This is a genomic window from Methanobrevibacter sp. UBA212 (assembly GCF_905233225.1).
Taxonomy (GTDB): domain Archaea; phylum Methanobacteriota; class Methanobacteria; order Methanobacteriales; family Methanobacteriaceae; genus Methanocatella.
In genome coordinates this window covers 1-15,921 of record NZ_CAJODJ010000038.1, presented here as the reverse complement: position 1 = coordinate 15,921, position 15,921 = coordinate 1, and the positions used below count along the sequence as shown (strand labels likewise).

Here is a 15,921-nt window from a genome sequence, read left to right as displayed (position 1 = left end):
CTATGATGATGTTTTAATAACATATGAGGTTGTTAATGCTTCAGATGTCCATGTGGTTATTCGCGATTTGGCTACTGGTGATGTTAAATATAATTTCACTTCATTGAATACTACAATTTCTGGTTTGTATTTTGACAGTGGTCGTTATAACATTACACTTTCTGTTGAAGAATCTGAGAGTACCAGTTACAGCAGTGATTCTAAAGTGTTCAATGTTTTAAAGATTGGTTCTTCAATTGTTGTTGAGGGTTTGGATGATTATGTTTATGGTGATGATGTAGAGGTTGATGTTGTTGTTGATAACCGTACAACTGTTGTTGTTGAAATTAGGGATAAAACAGGTAAAATAGTTTTCAATGAAATCATTGAAAGGGATTATCTGCCAATGCCTGATTTGTCTGCCGGTGAATATGTTTTATTTGCAAGTAATGTGGCAAATGATAATGTTGCCGGAAGCAATTATACAAAAGCATTCGCAATATCTAAGGCAAATTCCTCAATTGATATTTTGTCTTTTGATGAAAATCTTCCATGGGGTTATTATTTCGATGTGGAATTTGATGGGGATAATCTTACAGATGTTTACGTTATTGTTCGTGACAGTAACGGTAATGAAATTTCCGGTGGAAATTTAACTAATGATTATGCTTATTTCCTATATAGGTTAGGTAATTTAACTCTTGGCGATTATTCAATTGAGATTATTAATCCTGGTGATGAGAACATCACTGGCTGTAGTGTTTTAATGAATTTCAATATATTTAAAGACAATTCTACTGTCTATATTGAGGATGTTGCTTCTGTTTATGTTGGTGATGATGTATTAATTGAGTATTATGTTTCTGTCCCTGGAATAATTTATGTTGTTGTTAGGGATTCATTGGGAAATATTGTTTATCATGAAGATAATGCGAATATTTTCAATGTTACTGTTTCCGGTTTGCCTGCAGGTGACTATATTGTCAATGTGACTAATTTGGAAACTGAAAACGTGTTTGGAAATTATTCTGTAAGTAATTTTACTGTTTTCAAATATGATTCTGAGACCATATTGCATGATGTCAGTGATGTTGTCTATGGTGATAATGTTTTAATTGGTTTTGAAGTGGAAAATCCTACTGTTGTAAATGTTAAGATAACTGATGCGAACGGTAATATCGTTTATGATGAAAATGAAACAGATTACGGTGTTTTGATTACTGATTTGGATGCAGGAGATTATGTTGTTAATGTCACCAATATTGAGTCACCTGCTGTGATTGGAAGCAGTGATTCCAAATCATTCAGGGTCTTGAAGGCATCAATTGTTCTGACAGTTTCAGTTGATGATTCTGTTTATGGGGAATTATCCATTGTTAATGTGGGTTCTGATGTTGATGGTAACTACACTGTAAATATAGGTGATAAAGAATTGGTTGTTAATGTTGTTAATGGCAGTGGAAGTGCAAGTATCTTTTTAGAAATTGGAGATTACAGTACTGTTACCTCTTATGATCCTTATAATTATGAGCCTAATATTACAGAGGCCAGGTTCAGTGTTTTACGTAATTCCGAGTATGATTTCATTGTGGACATGGTTGATAAGACTGTATTTTTCAGTCTTCCTATGTACGCAACAGGTAATGTGACTCTCAGAATTGCTAATAAAACATATGTTGTGGGTCTGATTAACGGTTCCGCCAACATCACTGTTCCTGAATTGGCTGAGGGCTCAAACAATGTGCAGATTAATTACACTGGAGACAGTCATTTCGTGGGAAGAAGTTTTTCAACCAACTTTACTGTCGACACAAGGATAGCTGCTTCTGACATGACTTGCGCTTATAACAGCAACCTTTCTTATCTGGTCAAAATCCTTGATAATAATGGAAATCCATTGAAAGGTAAAAACGTGAGTTTAACTGTAAACAAAAAGACATATTCCCTCATCACTGATGACAATGGTGTTGTTAGCCTTAAGGTTGATTTGCCTGTTGGAACATATGCAATAACAATCACTGCTTTGGATTGTGGCAAAACAGTTACAAAGACTCTTAATGTTGTCAAAAGGTTCACTGATAATAAGAATGTTGTGAAATATTACAACAGTAACTTTAACTACAAATTCAGAGTTATTGGTGATGATGGTAATGCTGTTGGTCAGGGAGTAATCGTATCTGTTAAAATAGGTAAAAAGACCTACAATCTCAAAACAGACAGTAATGGTTACATCACAATAAAACTGACCAAAGCTTACGTTCCTAAAACATATACGTTAACAGCAACTTACAAGGGATACACCATTAAGAACACAATCAAGGTAAAACAAGTGCTTTCAGCTAAGAATTTAAAGGTCAAAAAGTCTGCTAAAAAGCTTGTCCTGACTGCCAAACTCAAACAAGGCAAAAAGGCTCTTAAAAACAAGAAGATAATATTCAAATTTAAAGGTAAAAAATACAAGGCCAAAACCAATAAGAAAGGCATTGCAAAGGTTACCATTAAGAAAAATATTATCAAAAAGCTTAAAGTAGGTAAAAAATACAAATTTGCCGTTACTTACTTGAAAGACACAATTAAAAGAAATGTAAAAGTTAAACGTTAGGGAATCCATTCCCTAATATTTTTTTTTTTAAAAATTTGCAGAAATCTAAGATTTTGTAATAAATATTATTAATAATGAAGATTATACTATTTTATATAGCATATATCATATGTTATTTTATAAAAAAATTTAATAAAGTGATAATCATGAGAAAAGGAATAGCAATATTAGTCGCATTAGCTGTATTTTGTATTGCAGTTGGTGTCGTAAGTGCTGAAGAATGGTCCTTCTCATCTTCAAGTGCAAGCAGCACAGATGGGGGATCCATTGAAGTCAACAATAACGAAGTAAAAATTCAAGATGAAACATTTAAAATTCCAGATGGCTACAAAGAAGATCAAGATGCAAGAATTCTTGCTCAAACAACCGATGATGGTAAGAATGCAAAAATATCCTCTTGTCATTTCGAAAATGGAGATAAAGCTATTACCATTAAAGTAATCTTCTCAGAAGCAGGAATAACTAATGTTACTGGACCACAAGGTTCAAAAGATGCTACCATTGGTGGACAAGCTGGATTTTTAACACAAGAAAAAGATGGAGTCCTTTTTGACTACAATAAGGATGACAAATTAATTGAAATTTCAGCTCCTACCCAAGAAGATCTTGAAGCTTTGTTTAAATAAATCCATTTCGATTTAAGCTCTTTGGTTCATTTGACCGGAGAGTTTAAACCTATTTTTTTTAATTTTATTAATTTTATCCATATTTTTTAGTATTTTAACTGTTGAGTTCTTATCTCTTTTTATAATGAATCAGTTGAGGATGTTTGCAGTTTAAATGGGGTTCTGGCCGTCACATGCGAATTTGTGCCTCCATTTGCCAATATCGATAGAAAACGGTTGGGGTCATATGCCCAAATTGTGAGTTTTTTGTAGTGTTCCGGAATCTTAATTTTATGAATGATTTTTAGAAATTTTTATATATGTTCTTAATATACTAATATATAATTTAGAATTTGTGGGGGAATATATATTAAACCAAAGATTTTTTTAATCTTTTTGCTACTCTTTGTTTTCATCGGTTTATCATGTGTCAGTGCACAGGATAATCAAACTGATGATTCAAATATGGGCGAATCTTTAATTGATGAAGATTTGAGTTTAGATGTAAATGAAGGCGATTTTTCGCAATTGAATGATACCATTTATAGTTCAGACAATTTTTTAAGGCTTGAAAAGGATTATGTTTACAATTCTGCAAAAGATGAGAATTTTAGTTTGGGAATTGTAATTGAAAAGGATAATTTTGTAATTGAATAGGTCCATGTCTTTGCCGGGTGCATATTTTTTGAGGGTATTAGTTTTCAAATGCTCTCTCATTAACCTTTTAAATATAGACATTCTATTTTTAATTAAGGTGATTGAAATGTCGTCCTATAAGGGTCATTCAATATTTGCAGTTCTACTTTCGTTGATGTTTTTTCACAATCCTCTAACAATTGCTTTAACATTAATCGGTGCAAATATTCCGGATTTTGACCATGAGTTCAAACAGGAAAACGTTTATAGGATGATTATTTTAGGATTGATTGTGTTCATTTCACTTTATATCCTTAAATTACCTTATTATATCGGTTTGATTATTGTTTTTTTAGCCGCAACATTTTATTTTTCCGAACATCGAAGTTTTACGCATTCCATTTTTGGTGTTTTGACATTGGCTTCAGCCGTCAGCCTGATATTGATTTGGGCGTTTCAGCTAATCACGGTTTTAACTGTTTTGGAAAATCATTATATGGTAATGGCAATTCTAATCGCTCTTTTAAGCTTTCTGTTTTTAAACAAGAAAGTTCTGATGGTTTTTCTGCCCTTGTTTTTCATCAGCCTATTTATAGTGCCTGCAGCGGAAATCAGCTATATTGAAATTGTTTTGGCATTGTTTTTAGGGTTGTTTTCACATATCATATTGGATGCATTCACTCCGGCCGGAATTAAGATATTCGCTCCATTGTCCTCTAAGAAAGTTCACAGGAATTTTGGGCTTAGCATGATACTGTTATTGGCGGTTCTCTCAATCCTGTACCATATTCCAATTCTCTTTGAATTGTATGGCCATTATATTTTAGCCACCTAGAAATTGCCGCAGACAAAGAACAGTCCTGAATTTTTAATCCACAGGCAGAATCTTGAAACTATATACAGTATTGGAAGTTCTATCAGTGGGCCGATTACAAGTGCCATCGCTATAAGTTCATGGCTTGGAAATGAATTGATTGCTATTGCCAAAGCTAACGGGGAATTTCGGGCCAGTGTTGTCATGGTTAGGCTTGCATACTCAGGATATGTAAAGTTAATTTTTTCTGATAATAATAAATCAATTATTGCATTGGCAGTGAAAAATATGATTAGAGGAATGAATATTTTCACAATTGATTCCAGATTGCTGTATAGGAGTTTTCCCTGGCTTGCAAAGATGCAGAACACGGCTAATGATAAAAACCAGATCTGCAGACTTCCGAATGAATTTATCACCTTGTCCCTCACTTTGTCTTTTAAAATGAATTTGACAATTTGTGATGCGATGAATGGTATCACGATAACGATTAGCAGTGAATATGCAAGCTGCGGATAATCCAGGCTGATTCCGTTTGAAAAAAATAGTATAAGGTAAATCGGAAGCAGTACAATCTGTAGGATTAGGTTAATAGGAAGTATGGACAGGCTCAGTGTCAGGTTTCCTTTCGCAAGTTTTGTAAACACCAGATACCAGTCTGTACATGGAGTCAGTATCAGCATGAAGAATCCAATCAGTATGTCAATGTTTCCTTTCAGAAGAAGTGTCCCTAAAAAGTATCCGAATAATGGAGTCCACAGGAAATTGATTATCAGGTTTGTCAGACTGAATTTGACATTTTTAAAACTGTTTTTCAATTCATTTAAAGGTATTTCAAGGAATAGGCCAAAAAGCATTAGGCATAAAAAGGGGGTTATCAGATTGCCTGTGTTTTGGGCAATAATGCCTACATTTGAAAACAGCAGTCCCAATATTATTGCAAAAAATATTATAATTGGCTCAATTTTTTCCACTAAATCCATAATATCACTTTTTTAGGTATAACTAAATTTGTATATTATCATATATAATATTTTATAGGTTATGAAAAATTCTTTGATTCTTAGTTTAACTGATGATTTGATGGTATTTAATTAATTTAAGGGGTATTTTCGTTCATGTATATTTTTTTAATATTTTTAACAGTGTTAATTTATTTTTTGAATATTTTTTTTAAAAAAGCATAACTTTATAATGAATAATCATGATAAATAATAATATTACTAATTAGTCAGTAATATGGCTATTATTAATATTAATGAAATGGAGCTTATTTAATGTTTTTGACTAGAATTGGCTATGGAATTGCATATTTCTTAGTCCTTATTTACGAAATCATAAAAGCAACACTTGACGTTGCTTTTAATGGAGTTATGAGGAGAAATATTGATCCTATTGTCGTTGATATTGAAACAGTTTTGGAGAGGCCTGTTTCACAGACAATTTTAGCAAATAGTATTTCTTTAACTCCTGGTACCTTGTCTGTTGATTTGGACAGCGAGAATAACATTATCAAAGTAGCTGCTATTTCTCCAAGAAAAAAAGAGGACATTATTCCTTTTGAACATTATATAAAGAAAATGTTGGAATAATACATTTTCAAAAAAGACGAGTGAGATAGTATGGATATATTGTTTATTTCAAAATTTATTTTGGTTATTGCAATAATTATAATGTTGCTGGCTACCTTAAGGGCAAGCGCATATAAATCCACATCCATGGGGCTTTTGGGGAGTTCAGTTATTGTTAACGCGCTCGCATTAGTGTTACTTATTGGTGGGGAGTTATATAATCTTGCATTCTATAGAGATATATCTTTAGCTTTAATATTCTTTGGTTTTGTAGGAACTATTGCTTTCGCTGTAACTGTAGGAGGGGAAGATAAATGATCGAATATATTCAATCAGCTCTTCTCATTATTGCAGCTTTCCTGATTATTATCTCAGCAATAGGTCTTATTAGTTTAAGCAAAGATACTAAAAATGCAGTATATGGTAGAATCCACATTGTTGGTTTGTTTGATGTTGCAGTAATTATTGCTATGATTGGCCTTGGCCAATATCTCCTGGCGGGTGTTTACTTTATTCTAGCACCGTTTTCAGCACATGCAATAGCTAATGCTTATTGGAAAAAAGAAGATAGAGAAAATAACGCTGATTTAATGACAGTTGAAGAAGAGGTAGATGAAAATCATCCATTTATTCATCCTAAAGAAAAGATGCAGGCCTTGGAAAGTGAAAATTCCGAAAAACTTAAGGCTGATGATAGATTTTCAGTAACTACACTAGAAATTGATGAGGGTGAGTAGTCATGTTGGAAATTATATTGTGTATTGTGATAATATTAAGCGCAATTCTTGCTCTTATTCAAAAAGATTTGCTAAAAGCGGCAATTCTGACCGGTATTGCCGGTGCATCCGTTGCAGTATTGTTCCAAGTATTGCTGGCACCGGATGTTGCCTTGACACAGGCAATTGTTGAAGGGGCAATCATACCGATATTCATTGCACTGGCCATTAAGAAAACTCAAAGGAGTGATGGATGATGGCTGATGTACAGCTTGTGATATTGTTGACATCCGTTGCGTTAGTCGTAATCGGACTTTATTCAGCAATTTTCATTGACAATATCATCAAAAAGATTATTGGTATCAGTTTCATTGAAGAGGGTGTAAACCTTTTCATTGTTGCTATCGGTTATAAAGCAGGCGGTGTCGTACCGATTTTAATGCCTGGAATGGATACTTCCTGGTTCGCTTCAAACGCAGCATATCCTTTGCCATTCGGTTTGGTGCTTACCAGTATCGTAATCGGCGCAAGTACACTGGCAGTCATGCTTGCTTTAGTAATGGTTTTATACAGACGATATGGCACATTATCTACAAAAGTAATGTTAGCTGACACATCAAAAAAGGAGGAATACGATGAATGAATTAATTCCACTTATGGTTATTGTTCCTTTAATGGCAGCATTATTAATCAGTGCCTTTTCAAAATTCAATACTGTAACTAAGATCTTTGCATTTGTTGTGGCAATATGCTTGCCGATAATTCCGCTATTGTCCAATTATGGCCTTCACTACTTCGGTGGTTATGAGCCTATTATAAATGATGCGGTAAAAATGATGTATCATCCGGCAATCACATATTCATTCACATTCCTGCAACAGCTATTCATAGGAGCCATTGGACTTTTAACATTCCTGGTAATCTTCATTTACCTGACAAAATACAAGAAAGTCTCAGGGCCGTACCTGTTCCTGCTGTTCTTAGGTACTGCAGCAGTGACCGCAATGATTTTGACTGACGATATATTCCACATGTTCGTGTTCTTTGAGATATTGGCACTTGCACAGGTGGGAATAGTTGCGGCATCTTCAATTGACTACAGTTATGAAATGGCTTTGAAGTACATGGTTTTAGGATCCATCGGTTCTCCGATGATGCTTTTAGGAATTGGATTCTTATTGGCATTGACAGGTAGTGTAAACGTTACAGATATTGCAGCAGCGGTTCACAACGGTTTGGTTGATGCTACTTCTCCAGTATTTTTATTATCACTCGCATTAATATTCTTTGGTTGGTTATACGCATCTGGTTTGCCGCCATTCCATACAATAAAATCTGGAATCTATTCAAAAGCCGAACCACATGGTGCAGCGCTATTGCAGTCATTTACAGTCATTTCAATGATTTCAATCGTATTGATAATGTTTAGAATTTACGCTTCACTTCCAATCTTTGAGGTTCTCATAGTCTTCTTCTCTATCTTGGCTATGATATTGGGTGTCTCTCTCGCATTAACCCAAACGGACTTCAGAAGAATGATTGGATTTTTGGCGGTTGGTGAATTAGGTTTCATCGGGTTAGGTATTGGGCTTGGAACAAACTTTTCAATTACAGCAGGACTTTTCCAGGCATTGAATGAAATTGTAATCACCGCATTATTATTCATAGGATTTGGCGCAATCGTAAATGCAACAAATGAAGTGGATACAAGAAAATTGGGCGGACTTCTTGCATACCATCCTAAAGTGGCTATAATGCTTCTGATAGGTGGTCTTGCAATGGCAGGAGTTCCTCCATTAAGCGGTTTCCAATCCAAATTGATGCTTGTTCAGGCATCATTAAGTTGCGGATTCCCTGAGATATCCATTTTGGCCATAATGGTAAGTATAGCCACATTTGTAGTATTTGTAAAAACATATTACACAATGTTTTTAAAACCGAAACCAAATGACCTGGAACTGGAAGGAAAAGATGTTCCAAGAGCTATGATTTTCGCAATGGGAATATTACTGATTATTGTTATACTGTTAGGTATTTTCCCTGATGTCGTTACAAACGGAATTTCTAACTTTGTAGGAGGGATATTATGAAACTGTATGATCAGATATTTAATGTTGTAAAGCAATTCAGAAAATTGTTTTCACCGGGACCCGTTACCAATGCGGATGTTTCAGGAAGTCTTACAGCAGAAATATTTTTAATTGTATCATTGGTTCTGTCTGCAATATTGCTAAGGCATGTAAATGTATTGCTTGCAGGAATCTTTACCTTGATACTGACTATAGTGCTGATTTATAGTATTCCGCTTATTCCGAAGTTCAAGATAGAACAGGAAGACTCACTTGAAAAAATGCTGTTCTATGCAATTGTAACACTTGCGCTTATAGCTGTATTCATGTACTGGGGTGGTAATCTTGTCTAATACTACAATACGCAATTTGCTTGCGGGAATATTGACAGCAATATTTTCCGCTACATTATTCGATGCGATATTTCATATAAGCGATATGATTTATCCTGGTGTAAGCTTTATTTATAATACTTTAGGAACTCAAATTGCTCCGAATATGGTAACAGTTGTTATCTTTGATTTCAGGGCATACGATACTTTAGGCGAATCAATTATATTATTGACTGCTGGATTGGTGGTTTTACTAATATTCGGCAGAGGATTATTGGGGGATAAAAGATGAGTCAGGGTAGTATAATCTTAAAACTTATATCTTTGCCGATTTCAATCATATTGATCTGTTTAGGTATAATGACCATTCTTGGAGGTCACATCACTCCTGGTGGAGGTTTCCAAGGTGGTGCAATGATAGCAGGCGGTATTATATTATCTGTTCTTGTCTATGGAATAGGTAATTCCCCATTTGAATTGTCACATACATACATTGAAGTTTTAGAATCTGTTGGTGCTTTAGGTTTCGTAATATTCGGATTGATTGGACTGTTTGTTGGAGGATTTTATCTCTACAATGTAGGAACTGATATCCTTAATGTTGTTCCTCAAACTATCCAGTCTGTATTGCATTATCCTGATGTTACAAATGCCGGAATTATCCCATACCTCAATATCTTTGTAGGTTTGAAGGTATTTGCAGGATTATCCGCAATTGCAATTGCATTTGCAGGTTTTAAGAAATATGTCGAGGAGGGTGAATGATGCTACTCATTTGGCCGATGATATTCGCATTGATTTTGGGCTTAATCATAGGTTCACAAATCAAGCTTAAAAATGGCGATACTCATTTCACTCTCGGATCATTTATAGTAATACTTATTGCAGGAATTATTGTAGCATGGCAATCCGGCAATTATCCGTTTTACACTGACTTGCCGGTATCAACAGCATTTTTATCTGCATTAATAGGAATTTTTGTAGGCAAACTAATATTTGCAAGGAGTAAATAAGGGGTTTTAAAATGTTTTTATCAACTAATACATGTAATGAAAACGAAGATTGTATTAAGTCATGTCCTACAAAATCCATCAGATTAATCAATGGCGTTCCATTCAGTTGCCTTACCTGCGGAATCTGTTATGAAAACTGTCCAAACCATGCAATATTTAAAAATGGCTATGGTGGATATGTGGTCGACAGAGCCAAATGTAACGGCTGTGGAATGTGCATGTACAACTGCCCTACAGACAATATCCATATTGATGACGGAGTAGTATATGGAATTTGTTCACGCTGTGGCGTTTGTGCAGAAAAGTTCCCTGAATGTCGTGTTGACGGATTTGATTTCGAAAAGGAAAAGCAAATCAATTTAATCAAGTCATTCAACATCCTGAATCCGCCGTTGGATAACGTTCCTTCAAAAGGCGAAAGTAATGTCAGGGAGGTTTCAAGGACTTACTTCGGAACGGACATAGAAAAATGTATTCTCTGCGGCAGATGTCAGGAATACTGTCCGACAGGAGCTATACATGTTAAGGTGGACAGGGATGAAGGAATTTGTCGTGAATGCAGAATATGTGCTGACGTTTGTCCAAATATGTCTATGAACAAGCATCAGATTGTCAATACATCTTCATGCACACTTTGTTTGAACTGTATGAAGGCCTGTCCTCACAATGCGATTTCCGTTGATGATTTCAAGATTATTGTCAATAAACTTAATCAAAAGCCTGACGGCAAAATCATATCATGTCTCAATTGCGGTTTGTGTGCGGACTTATGTGAAAATGAATCACATAAAAACGTTGATGGCAAGTTAAGATACGATCCGACATTGGATACAGAAAACATTACTCATAATGTGGCCATAAGTCACTGTCCGGTTCTCACATTGCGTGAAGATGAGGAAATGTTCATCTATGATGAACTTTCAGATGAGGAGCTTCCTGCACTTGCCGGCTTTTGTGTAAGCTGCGGAAAATGTGTGCAGGTCTGTGATGAGGTCAACGCTCGCCAGCTGATGACTCATACATGGGACGGCAAGGTTACAGGCGATTGCATTTCATGTGGAATTTGTGTTGAGATGTGTCAGGAAGATGCAATTACTCTGCATAGGGGCAAAATCTCAGTAAATATGGACAAATGTATTTTATGTGAAAACTGTGCAGTCCATTGTCCTGTTGATGCGATTCCTAAATCAACAATGTATAAGAATGAAATTACAGACGGTTTCAACTTCATCGAGCAGAAGTTATGTATGCATTGTGGAATATGTCATGGAATCTGTTCATATGATGCAATAGAAGAAATTGACGGCAATTATGTAGTTAATGAAGAGAACTGTACTTATTGTGGAGCATGTAAGAATGCATGTCCTGCAAGAGCATTTTTATTCGAAAGAAATTTTAAAGATTCAATAGAGGGTATTTAAATGAGCAGTATACTTAGAATAGCTTTGGAAGGAGCTTTTACCAACTTCAAAAGAATCTTTTTTGCAGCTGATAGGGTTACAGATATGGAATTGAGAAACCAGATTGCAACTCTGTCAGTGGAAGTTGACGACAGGGTTGACGAAAAGGCCTGTATCGGATGTGCGGGCTGTGCCAATGTCTGTCCTACTGGTGCAATTGAGATGAAAGAATTAGCAAATCCAGTTAAAATCACTGATGATTGGACTAAAAAGGAAGTGCCTGAAATTACTCTCGAAAAATGTGTTGTATGTTACTATTGTCATGACTTCTGTCCGGTCTATTCACTTTATGGTGAAAAGGGGACTATTCATCCAAGCAACGTTGGAGATCAGGAAGTCGACATCACAGAAACCATGTCACAGCCATTTAAAATTTCAGACGACAAGCTCAAATTCATTGCACAATATTTATCAGATAATACAGTATTGAAGAATAGAGAGGAGGGTGATTAGATGGGTATCAAATCATTTTCAAGAGCAAGGGCAATACATGTCATGCTGGTTTATACCGGCGGATGCAACGGTTGCGATATCGAGATTGTTAACTCAATTCTATCACCTAGATTTGATGCTGAACAATATAATGTGTTTTTAACATGGAATCCTCGTGAAGCCGATGTATTGGTCGTCACAGGACCTGTTACACATTTGAATAGAAAGCCGTTGGAGGCAATTTATGAAGCTATCCCCAACCCTAAATTGGTTGTGGCTGCAGGAAGTTGCGCTCTGATGGGTGGTGTTTATAAGAACTGTTATGGTGACATTCCTTCAGAGGAAATTGAAGGGCCGGTTGAAAATATCATACCTGTAAACGCTAAGGTTCCGGGTTGTGCCGTAAGGCCTCAGGATGTTTTGGCCGGGGTAGTATCACTTTTACCTACATTATTGGATGCGGATTAGAGGGGATTTGATGGATAAGAAAGTACCAAGAAGCAATATTATTGAAACTGAAATTCCAATGGGTACAGTTCACCCTGCTGCATTGGAACCATATAGAGTGAGGTTTTTTGTAGAGGATGAAATTGTCCAGGAAGCTGAAATCACTATTGGTGTTAATCATAGGGGTATCGAAAGGATTATGGAAGGTCTCCCGGTTGAAAAGGCAAATGCCTTGACTGAGAAAATTTGCGGAATCTGTTCTAATTCACATATATGGAACTCATGCAGAACTGCGGAAATGGGGTTAGGTATTGAAATTCCGCAGAGAGCTTTATATATTCGTGTAATAATGGGCGAACTTGAACGTTTGCATTCACATTTCTTGTATTTGGCTCACGGTTGTGAAGTATTGTCCCACGAAACATTTTCAATGAGGGTGTTCTACCTGAGGGAAATAGTAATGGAACTGCTTGCAATGATTGGTGGAAACCGTGTTCAGTATGGCTGTTCCGTCCTTGGAGGAGTAAGACCAAGATGTGATTTGGATGAAGCTAAACTGTTAAGACTTAAAAATGACATGGATGCAGTTGAAGAAGGACTCACTGGTTTTGTCGAAAGGTTCTTGGCAGATTCAGTTGTTCAATCAAGGATTACCGGAATCGGTGTGCTGCCGCAAAAGCAAGCTATCGAACTTGCGGTTACCGGGCCTACACTTAGGGCAACAGGTGTTGCAAGAGATTTAAGGACAACAATGTTTGAGTACGATGAGTTTGACTTTAACGTGATAACCCAGCCTGATGGGGATGTAAAGTCAAATCTGGTGATGAGGGCATTGGAATCATTTGAATCAATCAGAATCATTCGTCAGGCCATTTCAAACATTCCGGAAGGAAAGGTAGTAACCCGTGACTGGGAAATGGTCGATATGGATATGACTGAAAGTTATATTGAAGTTCCTAGAGGAACTCTTTATCATTCATATGCACTTGAAAGCGGAAGAGTAAGGCACTGTATCATCAGGACTCCGTCAATGGCAAACATCGCTGCAATGCAGTATGCATGTATTGGAGACCAGATTACAGATGCCCAGTTATGTATCGTGCAGTGTGACCCGTGTTTCACATGTACAGATAGGGCAATTGAAATCATAAGGAGATAGAAAAATGTTTGAAAATATACTTACAAATCCGATTATTGTTGTAATATTGACAATTTTAGTCTGCTTTATAATTTCAACACTGCTTCCGGGAATTGAGAGAAAATACATTCATGCAAGGATTCAGCAAAGGATTGGACCAATTTTAATTGCTCCTGGAATTATGGCTCCTTTAAAATTCATATTCAAGGAAAACGTTGAAGTCTCATCTCCTGTACCTGGATTATATAAGGCATTGCCGATAATATGTTTCATTGTCGTTCTGTGCGTTTTAATCGCATTGACTCCTCAGGCCTATCAGATTCCGGCACTTGCAAGTTTGGTGGCTATTGTCGGATTTTTAAAGGTCGAAGAGATATGTTATGTATTGATGGGTGCATTGTCAAAATCAGTAATGTCCGTTAGGATGCCTTTCCCTGACAAGATCAAGGGGGCAGTTCACAACAACTCAAATCTTTCATTCATTGAGGACATCAGTGCAAGAAGGTCACTCAGGATGATTACCTATGGGTCTTTCCCATTGTATCTGGCATTGTTTGCACCAATTGTCGCTGCAAGAAGCATCTTTTTGCAGGATATTGTGGCTTATCAGCAAGTCCATGGACCGTTCCTGTTTACAGTTTCCGGTGCAATAGCGGCATTCGTATTCTTCATTGGTTACATGATTATATTGAACGAATATCCTTTTTCAATCATTAAGGCAAAATCCGATGTAATTGAAGGGCCATACATGGAGTATGCAGCTAAATACAGGGCTGTCGTCTATCTGACAAGAGGATTTTTCATGTTTGTGCTTGGCTGTGTCTTTTCAGTATTGTTCATCGGTGTGCCGCCAACAATCATGTCACTTGGATTTTTGATAAACATTCTGGTTGCATTGATATTTGTATTCATGATGGGAATCTTCTCAGCATTTGCTCCGGTATTCACCAACAGGCAGCTATTGCCGACAATATTGTGCACTACACTGCTTGGAATATTGGCCATTGGACTTGGATTATTATAAGGAGGATTATTTATGAAGTTTGTTATGAGACCGTATCACATGGTAAGTCTTGGAGGATATATTGTCGAATGGGATTTTCCTTACAGGAATCTTATAGTTGTAAATAAAACCTCTGAACCGATTAAAATAGAAATACCTGTTTTTCATGAGGAATGGATACAGGAACACAAGGACCTGGGTCTTGATGTGATTCCAGTCACCAAAGATGACAATTACTTGAGCATGTGGAAAAGGGCACATGCAGAACTTGATAAAGTAAGGCCGAAAAATGAGTGATTACACTTTAACAATCAAATCTGATGAAAAAAAGGGAGTTTTAGGCGATATTACTGATGTTATCACATCTCATGGTGTTAATATTAGTTATGTTCATCTTTTTGTTGAAAAAAACAATATGGGTTCCATCAATATTGAATTGGAGCATGTTGAAGATATTGAGGGATTAATCAAGGATTTGGGCAATATCGATGAAGTGAAATCCATAGAGTTGCACGGATCTCAACTTGACATTTATGGAAAGCGTATAATCATAGTTGGCGGTGGAGCGCAGGTGTCCCAGGTGGCTATGGGTGCAATCACCGAAGCTGACAGGCACAACATACGTGGAGAGCGTATCAGTATCGATACAATCCCTCTGGTTGGTGAAAAGTCATTGGCAGAAGCTGTTGAAGCCATATCAAGGCTTCCTCGTGTAAGTGCATTGGTGCTTGCGGGTTCGCTTATGGGTGGGGAAATCACCAAAGCGGTTAAGAAAGTAAAAGAGCAAAGCAATTTGGTTGTCATTTCACTCAATATGCCTGGAAGCGTAACCGATTATGCAGATTTGATAATCACTGATCCTATACAGGCGGGAGTGTTGGCCGTGATGTCTGTTGCAGATACTGCGGTGTTTGACATCAAGCGTTTAGGCGACAATATTAAGTTTTAATCATTTTTATGGACATATAGGTGGGGAGTTAACTGTTTAACTCCCTTTCTTATTTTTTATCAAATTAGTGAAAGAATACTCCGACCTCTTTTAGGTCGGAGATGAATTTCACAAAAAAGACATAGAGTCATTTTTTTAATAAATATTTTTTGAAT

22 protein-coding genes are annotated in these 15,921 nt (G+C 36.3%); 21 read left to right on the top strand and 1 reads right to left on the bottom strand.

Annotated elements, in window-relative coordinates; translation table 11 throughout:
• From QZ138_RS09345 to QZ138_RS09330, 4 genes are all read left to right on the top strand, one after another.
• A partial coding sequence (locus tag QZ138_RS09345; RefSeq protein ID WP_292888779.1) for a hypothetical protein occupies nt 1-2,581 on the top strand: 2,581 nt, incomplete at its 5' end.
• A 146-nt stretch (nt 2,582-2,727) separates the two neighbouring features.
• Nucleotides 2,728-3,207: a hypothetical protein gene (locus tag QZ138_RS09340; protein WP_292888778.1), complete on the top strand. Its 480-nt coding sequence runs from the start codon at nt 2,728-2,730 to the stop codon at nt 3,205-3,207.
• A 375-nt stretch (nt 3,208-3,582) separates the two neighbouring features.
• Nucleotides 3,583-3,843 (top strand): hypothetical protein, encoded by a 261-nt coding sequence (locus tag QZ138_RS09335; RefSeq protein WP_292888777.1) that lies wholly within the window; start codon nt 3,583-3,585, stop codon nt 3,841-3,843.
• Between the two features lie 106 nt (nt 3,844-3,949).
• Nucleotides 3,950-4,657 carry a metal-dependent hydrolase gene (locus QZ138_RS09330; RefSeq protein ID WP_292888776.1) on the top strand — a complete coding sequence of 236 codons (708 nt, stop codon included), beginning with the start codon at nt 3,950-3,952 and terminating at the stop codon, nt 4,655-4,657.
• On the opposite strand, the gene QZ138_RS09325 is transcribed toward QZ138_RS09330, so the two are convergent.
• The gene (locus QZ138_RS09325; RefSeq protein WP_292888775.1) at nt 4,654-5,619 is read right to left on the bottom strand and encodes an arsenic resistance protein; all 966 of its coding nucleotides are present in this window, start codon (nt 5,617-5,619) and stop codon (nt 4,654-4,656) included. The genes QZ138_RS09330 and QZ138_RS09325 overlap by 4 nt on opposite strands.
• 294 nt (nt 5,620-5,913) lie before the next feature.
• Here QZ138_RS09325 and QZ138_RS09320 point away from each other — a divergent pair, with 294 nt between their 5' ends.
• The 17 genes from QZ138_RS09320 to QZ138_RS09240 are packed head-to-tail and all read left to right on the top strand — an operon-like array spanning nt 5,914 to nt 15,766.
• Complete coding sequence (locus QZ138_RS09320) at nt 5,914-6,228, top strand: monovalent cation/H+ antiporter subunit E (protein WP_292603663.1); 315 nt, start codon at nt 5,914-5,916, stop codon at nt 6,226-6,228.
• Nucleotides 6,229-6,258: 30 nt separating this feature from the next.
• A complete protein-coding gene (locus tag QZ138_RS09315) occupies nt 6,259-6,525 on the top strand; it encodes a monovalent cation/H+ antiporter complex subunit F (RefSeq protein ID WP_292603661.1) in 267 nt (88 codons plus the stop codon).
• On the top strand, nt 6,522-6,944 hold the full coding sequence (locus tag QZ138_RS09310) for a cation:proton antiporter (RefSeq protein WP_292888774.1): 423 nt from the start codon (nt 6,522-6,524) through the stop codon (nt 6,942-6,944). The genes QZ138_RS09315 and QZ138_RS09310 overlap by 4 nt, the downstream gene beginning before the upstream one ends.
• A gap of 2 nt (nt 6,945-6,946) precedes the next feature.
• Nucleotides 6,947-7,180 carry a DUF4040 domain-containing protein gene (locus QZ138_RS09305; RefSeq protein ID WP_292888773.1) on the top strand — a complete coding sequence of 78 codons (234 nt, stop codon included), beginning with the start codon at nt 6,947-6,949 and terminating at the stop codon, nt 7,178-7,180.
• On the top strand, nt 7,180-7,566 hold the full coding sequence (locus QZ138_RS09300) for a cation:proton antiporter subunit C (protein WP_292603655.1): 387 nt from the start codon (nt 7,180-7,182) through the stop codon (nt 7,564-7,566). The genes QZ138_RS09305 and QZ138_RS09300 overlap by 1 nt, the downstream gene beginning before the upstream one ends.
• Entirely contained in the window at nt 7,559-9,013 is a 1,455-nt protein-coding gene (gene ehbF, locus QZ138_RS09295; protein WP_292888772.1) for an energy conserving hydrogenase EhbF, read from the top strand. The genes QZ138_RS09300 and ehbF overlap by 8 nt, the downstream gene beginning before the upstream one ends.
• Complete coding sequence (locus tag QZ138_RS09290; protein ID WP_292888771.1) at nt 9,010-9,345, top strand: hydrogenase; 336 nt, start codon at nt 9,010-9,012, stop codon at nt 9,343-9,345. Before ehbF ends, QZ138_RS09290 begins: the two co-directional genes overlap by 4 nt.
• Nucleotides 9,338-9,616: a hydrogen gas-evolving membrane-bound hydrogenase subunit E gene (gene mbhE / locus QZ138_RS09285; RefSeq protein WP_292603649.1), complete on the top strand. Its 279-nt coding sequence runs from the start codon at nt 9,338-9,340 to the stop codon at nt 9,614-9,616. The genes QZ138_RS09290 and mbhE overlap by 8 nt, the downstream gene beginning before the upstream one ends.
• Nucleotides 9,613-10,089: an MnhB domain-containing protein gene (locus tag QZ138_RS09280; protein ID WP_292603647.1), complete on the top strand. Its 477-nt coding sequence runs from the start codon at nt 9,613-9,615 to the stop codon at nt 10,087-10,089. The genes mbhE and QZ138_RS09280 overlap by 4 nt, the downstream gene beginning before the upstream one ends.
• Nucleotides 10,086-10,337 carry an energy-converting hydrogenase B subunit J gene (locus tag QZ138_RS09275; RefSeq protein ID WP_292603645.1) on the top strand — a complete coding sequence of 84 codons (252 nt, stop codon included), beginning with the start codon at nt 10,086-10,088 and terminating at the stop codon, nt 10,335-10,337. Before QZ138_RS09280 ends, QZ138_RS09275 begins: the two co-directional genes overlap by 4 nt.
• Before the next feature lie 11 nt (nt 10,338-10,348).
• Nucleotides 10,349-11,758: a 4Fe-4S binding protein gene (locus QZ138_RS09270; RefSeq protein WP_292888770.1), complete on the top strand. Its 1,410-nt coding sequence runs from the start codon at nt 10,349-10,351 to the stop codon at nt 11,756-11,758.
• Nucleotides 11,759-12,250 (top strand): 4Fe-4S dicluster domain-containing protein, encoded by a 492-nt coding sequence (locus tag QZ138_RS09265; RefSeq protein WP_292603641.1) that lies wholly within the window; start codon nt 11,759-11,761, stop codon nt 12,248-12,250.
• Nucleotides 12,251-12,697 (top strand): NADH-quinone oxidoreductase subunit B family protein, encoded by a 447-nt coding sequence (locus QZ138_RS09260; protein ID WP_292603639.1) that lies wholly within the window; start codon nt 12,251-12,253, stop codon nt 12,695-12,697.
• Nucleotides 12,698-12,707: 10 nt separating this feature from the next.
• On the top strand, nt 12,708-13,835 hold the full coding sequence (locus QZ138_RS09255; protein ID WP_292888769.1) for a nickel-dependent hydrogenase large subunit: 1,128 nt from the start codon (nt 12,708-12,710) through the stop codon (nt 13,833-13,835).
• Between the two features lie 4 nt (nt 13,836-13,839).
• Nucleotides 13,840-14,838, top strand: a complete 999-nt coding sequence (locus tag QZ138_RS09250; RefSeq protein ID WP_292603635.1) for a respiratory chain complex I subunit 1 family protein — start codon at nt 13,840-13,842, stop codon at nt 14,836-14,838.
• 12 nt (nt 14,839-14,850) lie between these two features.
• The gene (locus QZ138_RS09245; protein WP_292603633.1) at nt 14,851-15,114 is read left to right on the top strand and encodes an energy-converting hydrogenase B subunit P; all 264 of its coding nucleotides are present in this window, start codon (nt 14,851-14,853) and stop codon (nt 15,112-15,114) included.
• Nucleotides 15,107-15,766, top strand: coding sequence for a DUF5612 domain-containing protein (locus tag QZ138_RS09240; protein ID WP_292888768.1), 660 nt, complete (start codon nt 15,107-15,109; stop codon nt 15,764-15,766). The genes QZ138_RS09245 and QZ138_RS09240 overlap by 8 nt, the downstream gene beginning before the upstream one ends.
• Nucleotides 15,767-15,921 lie beyond the last annotated feature (155 nt).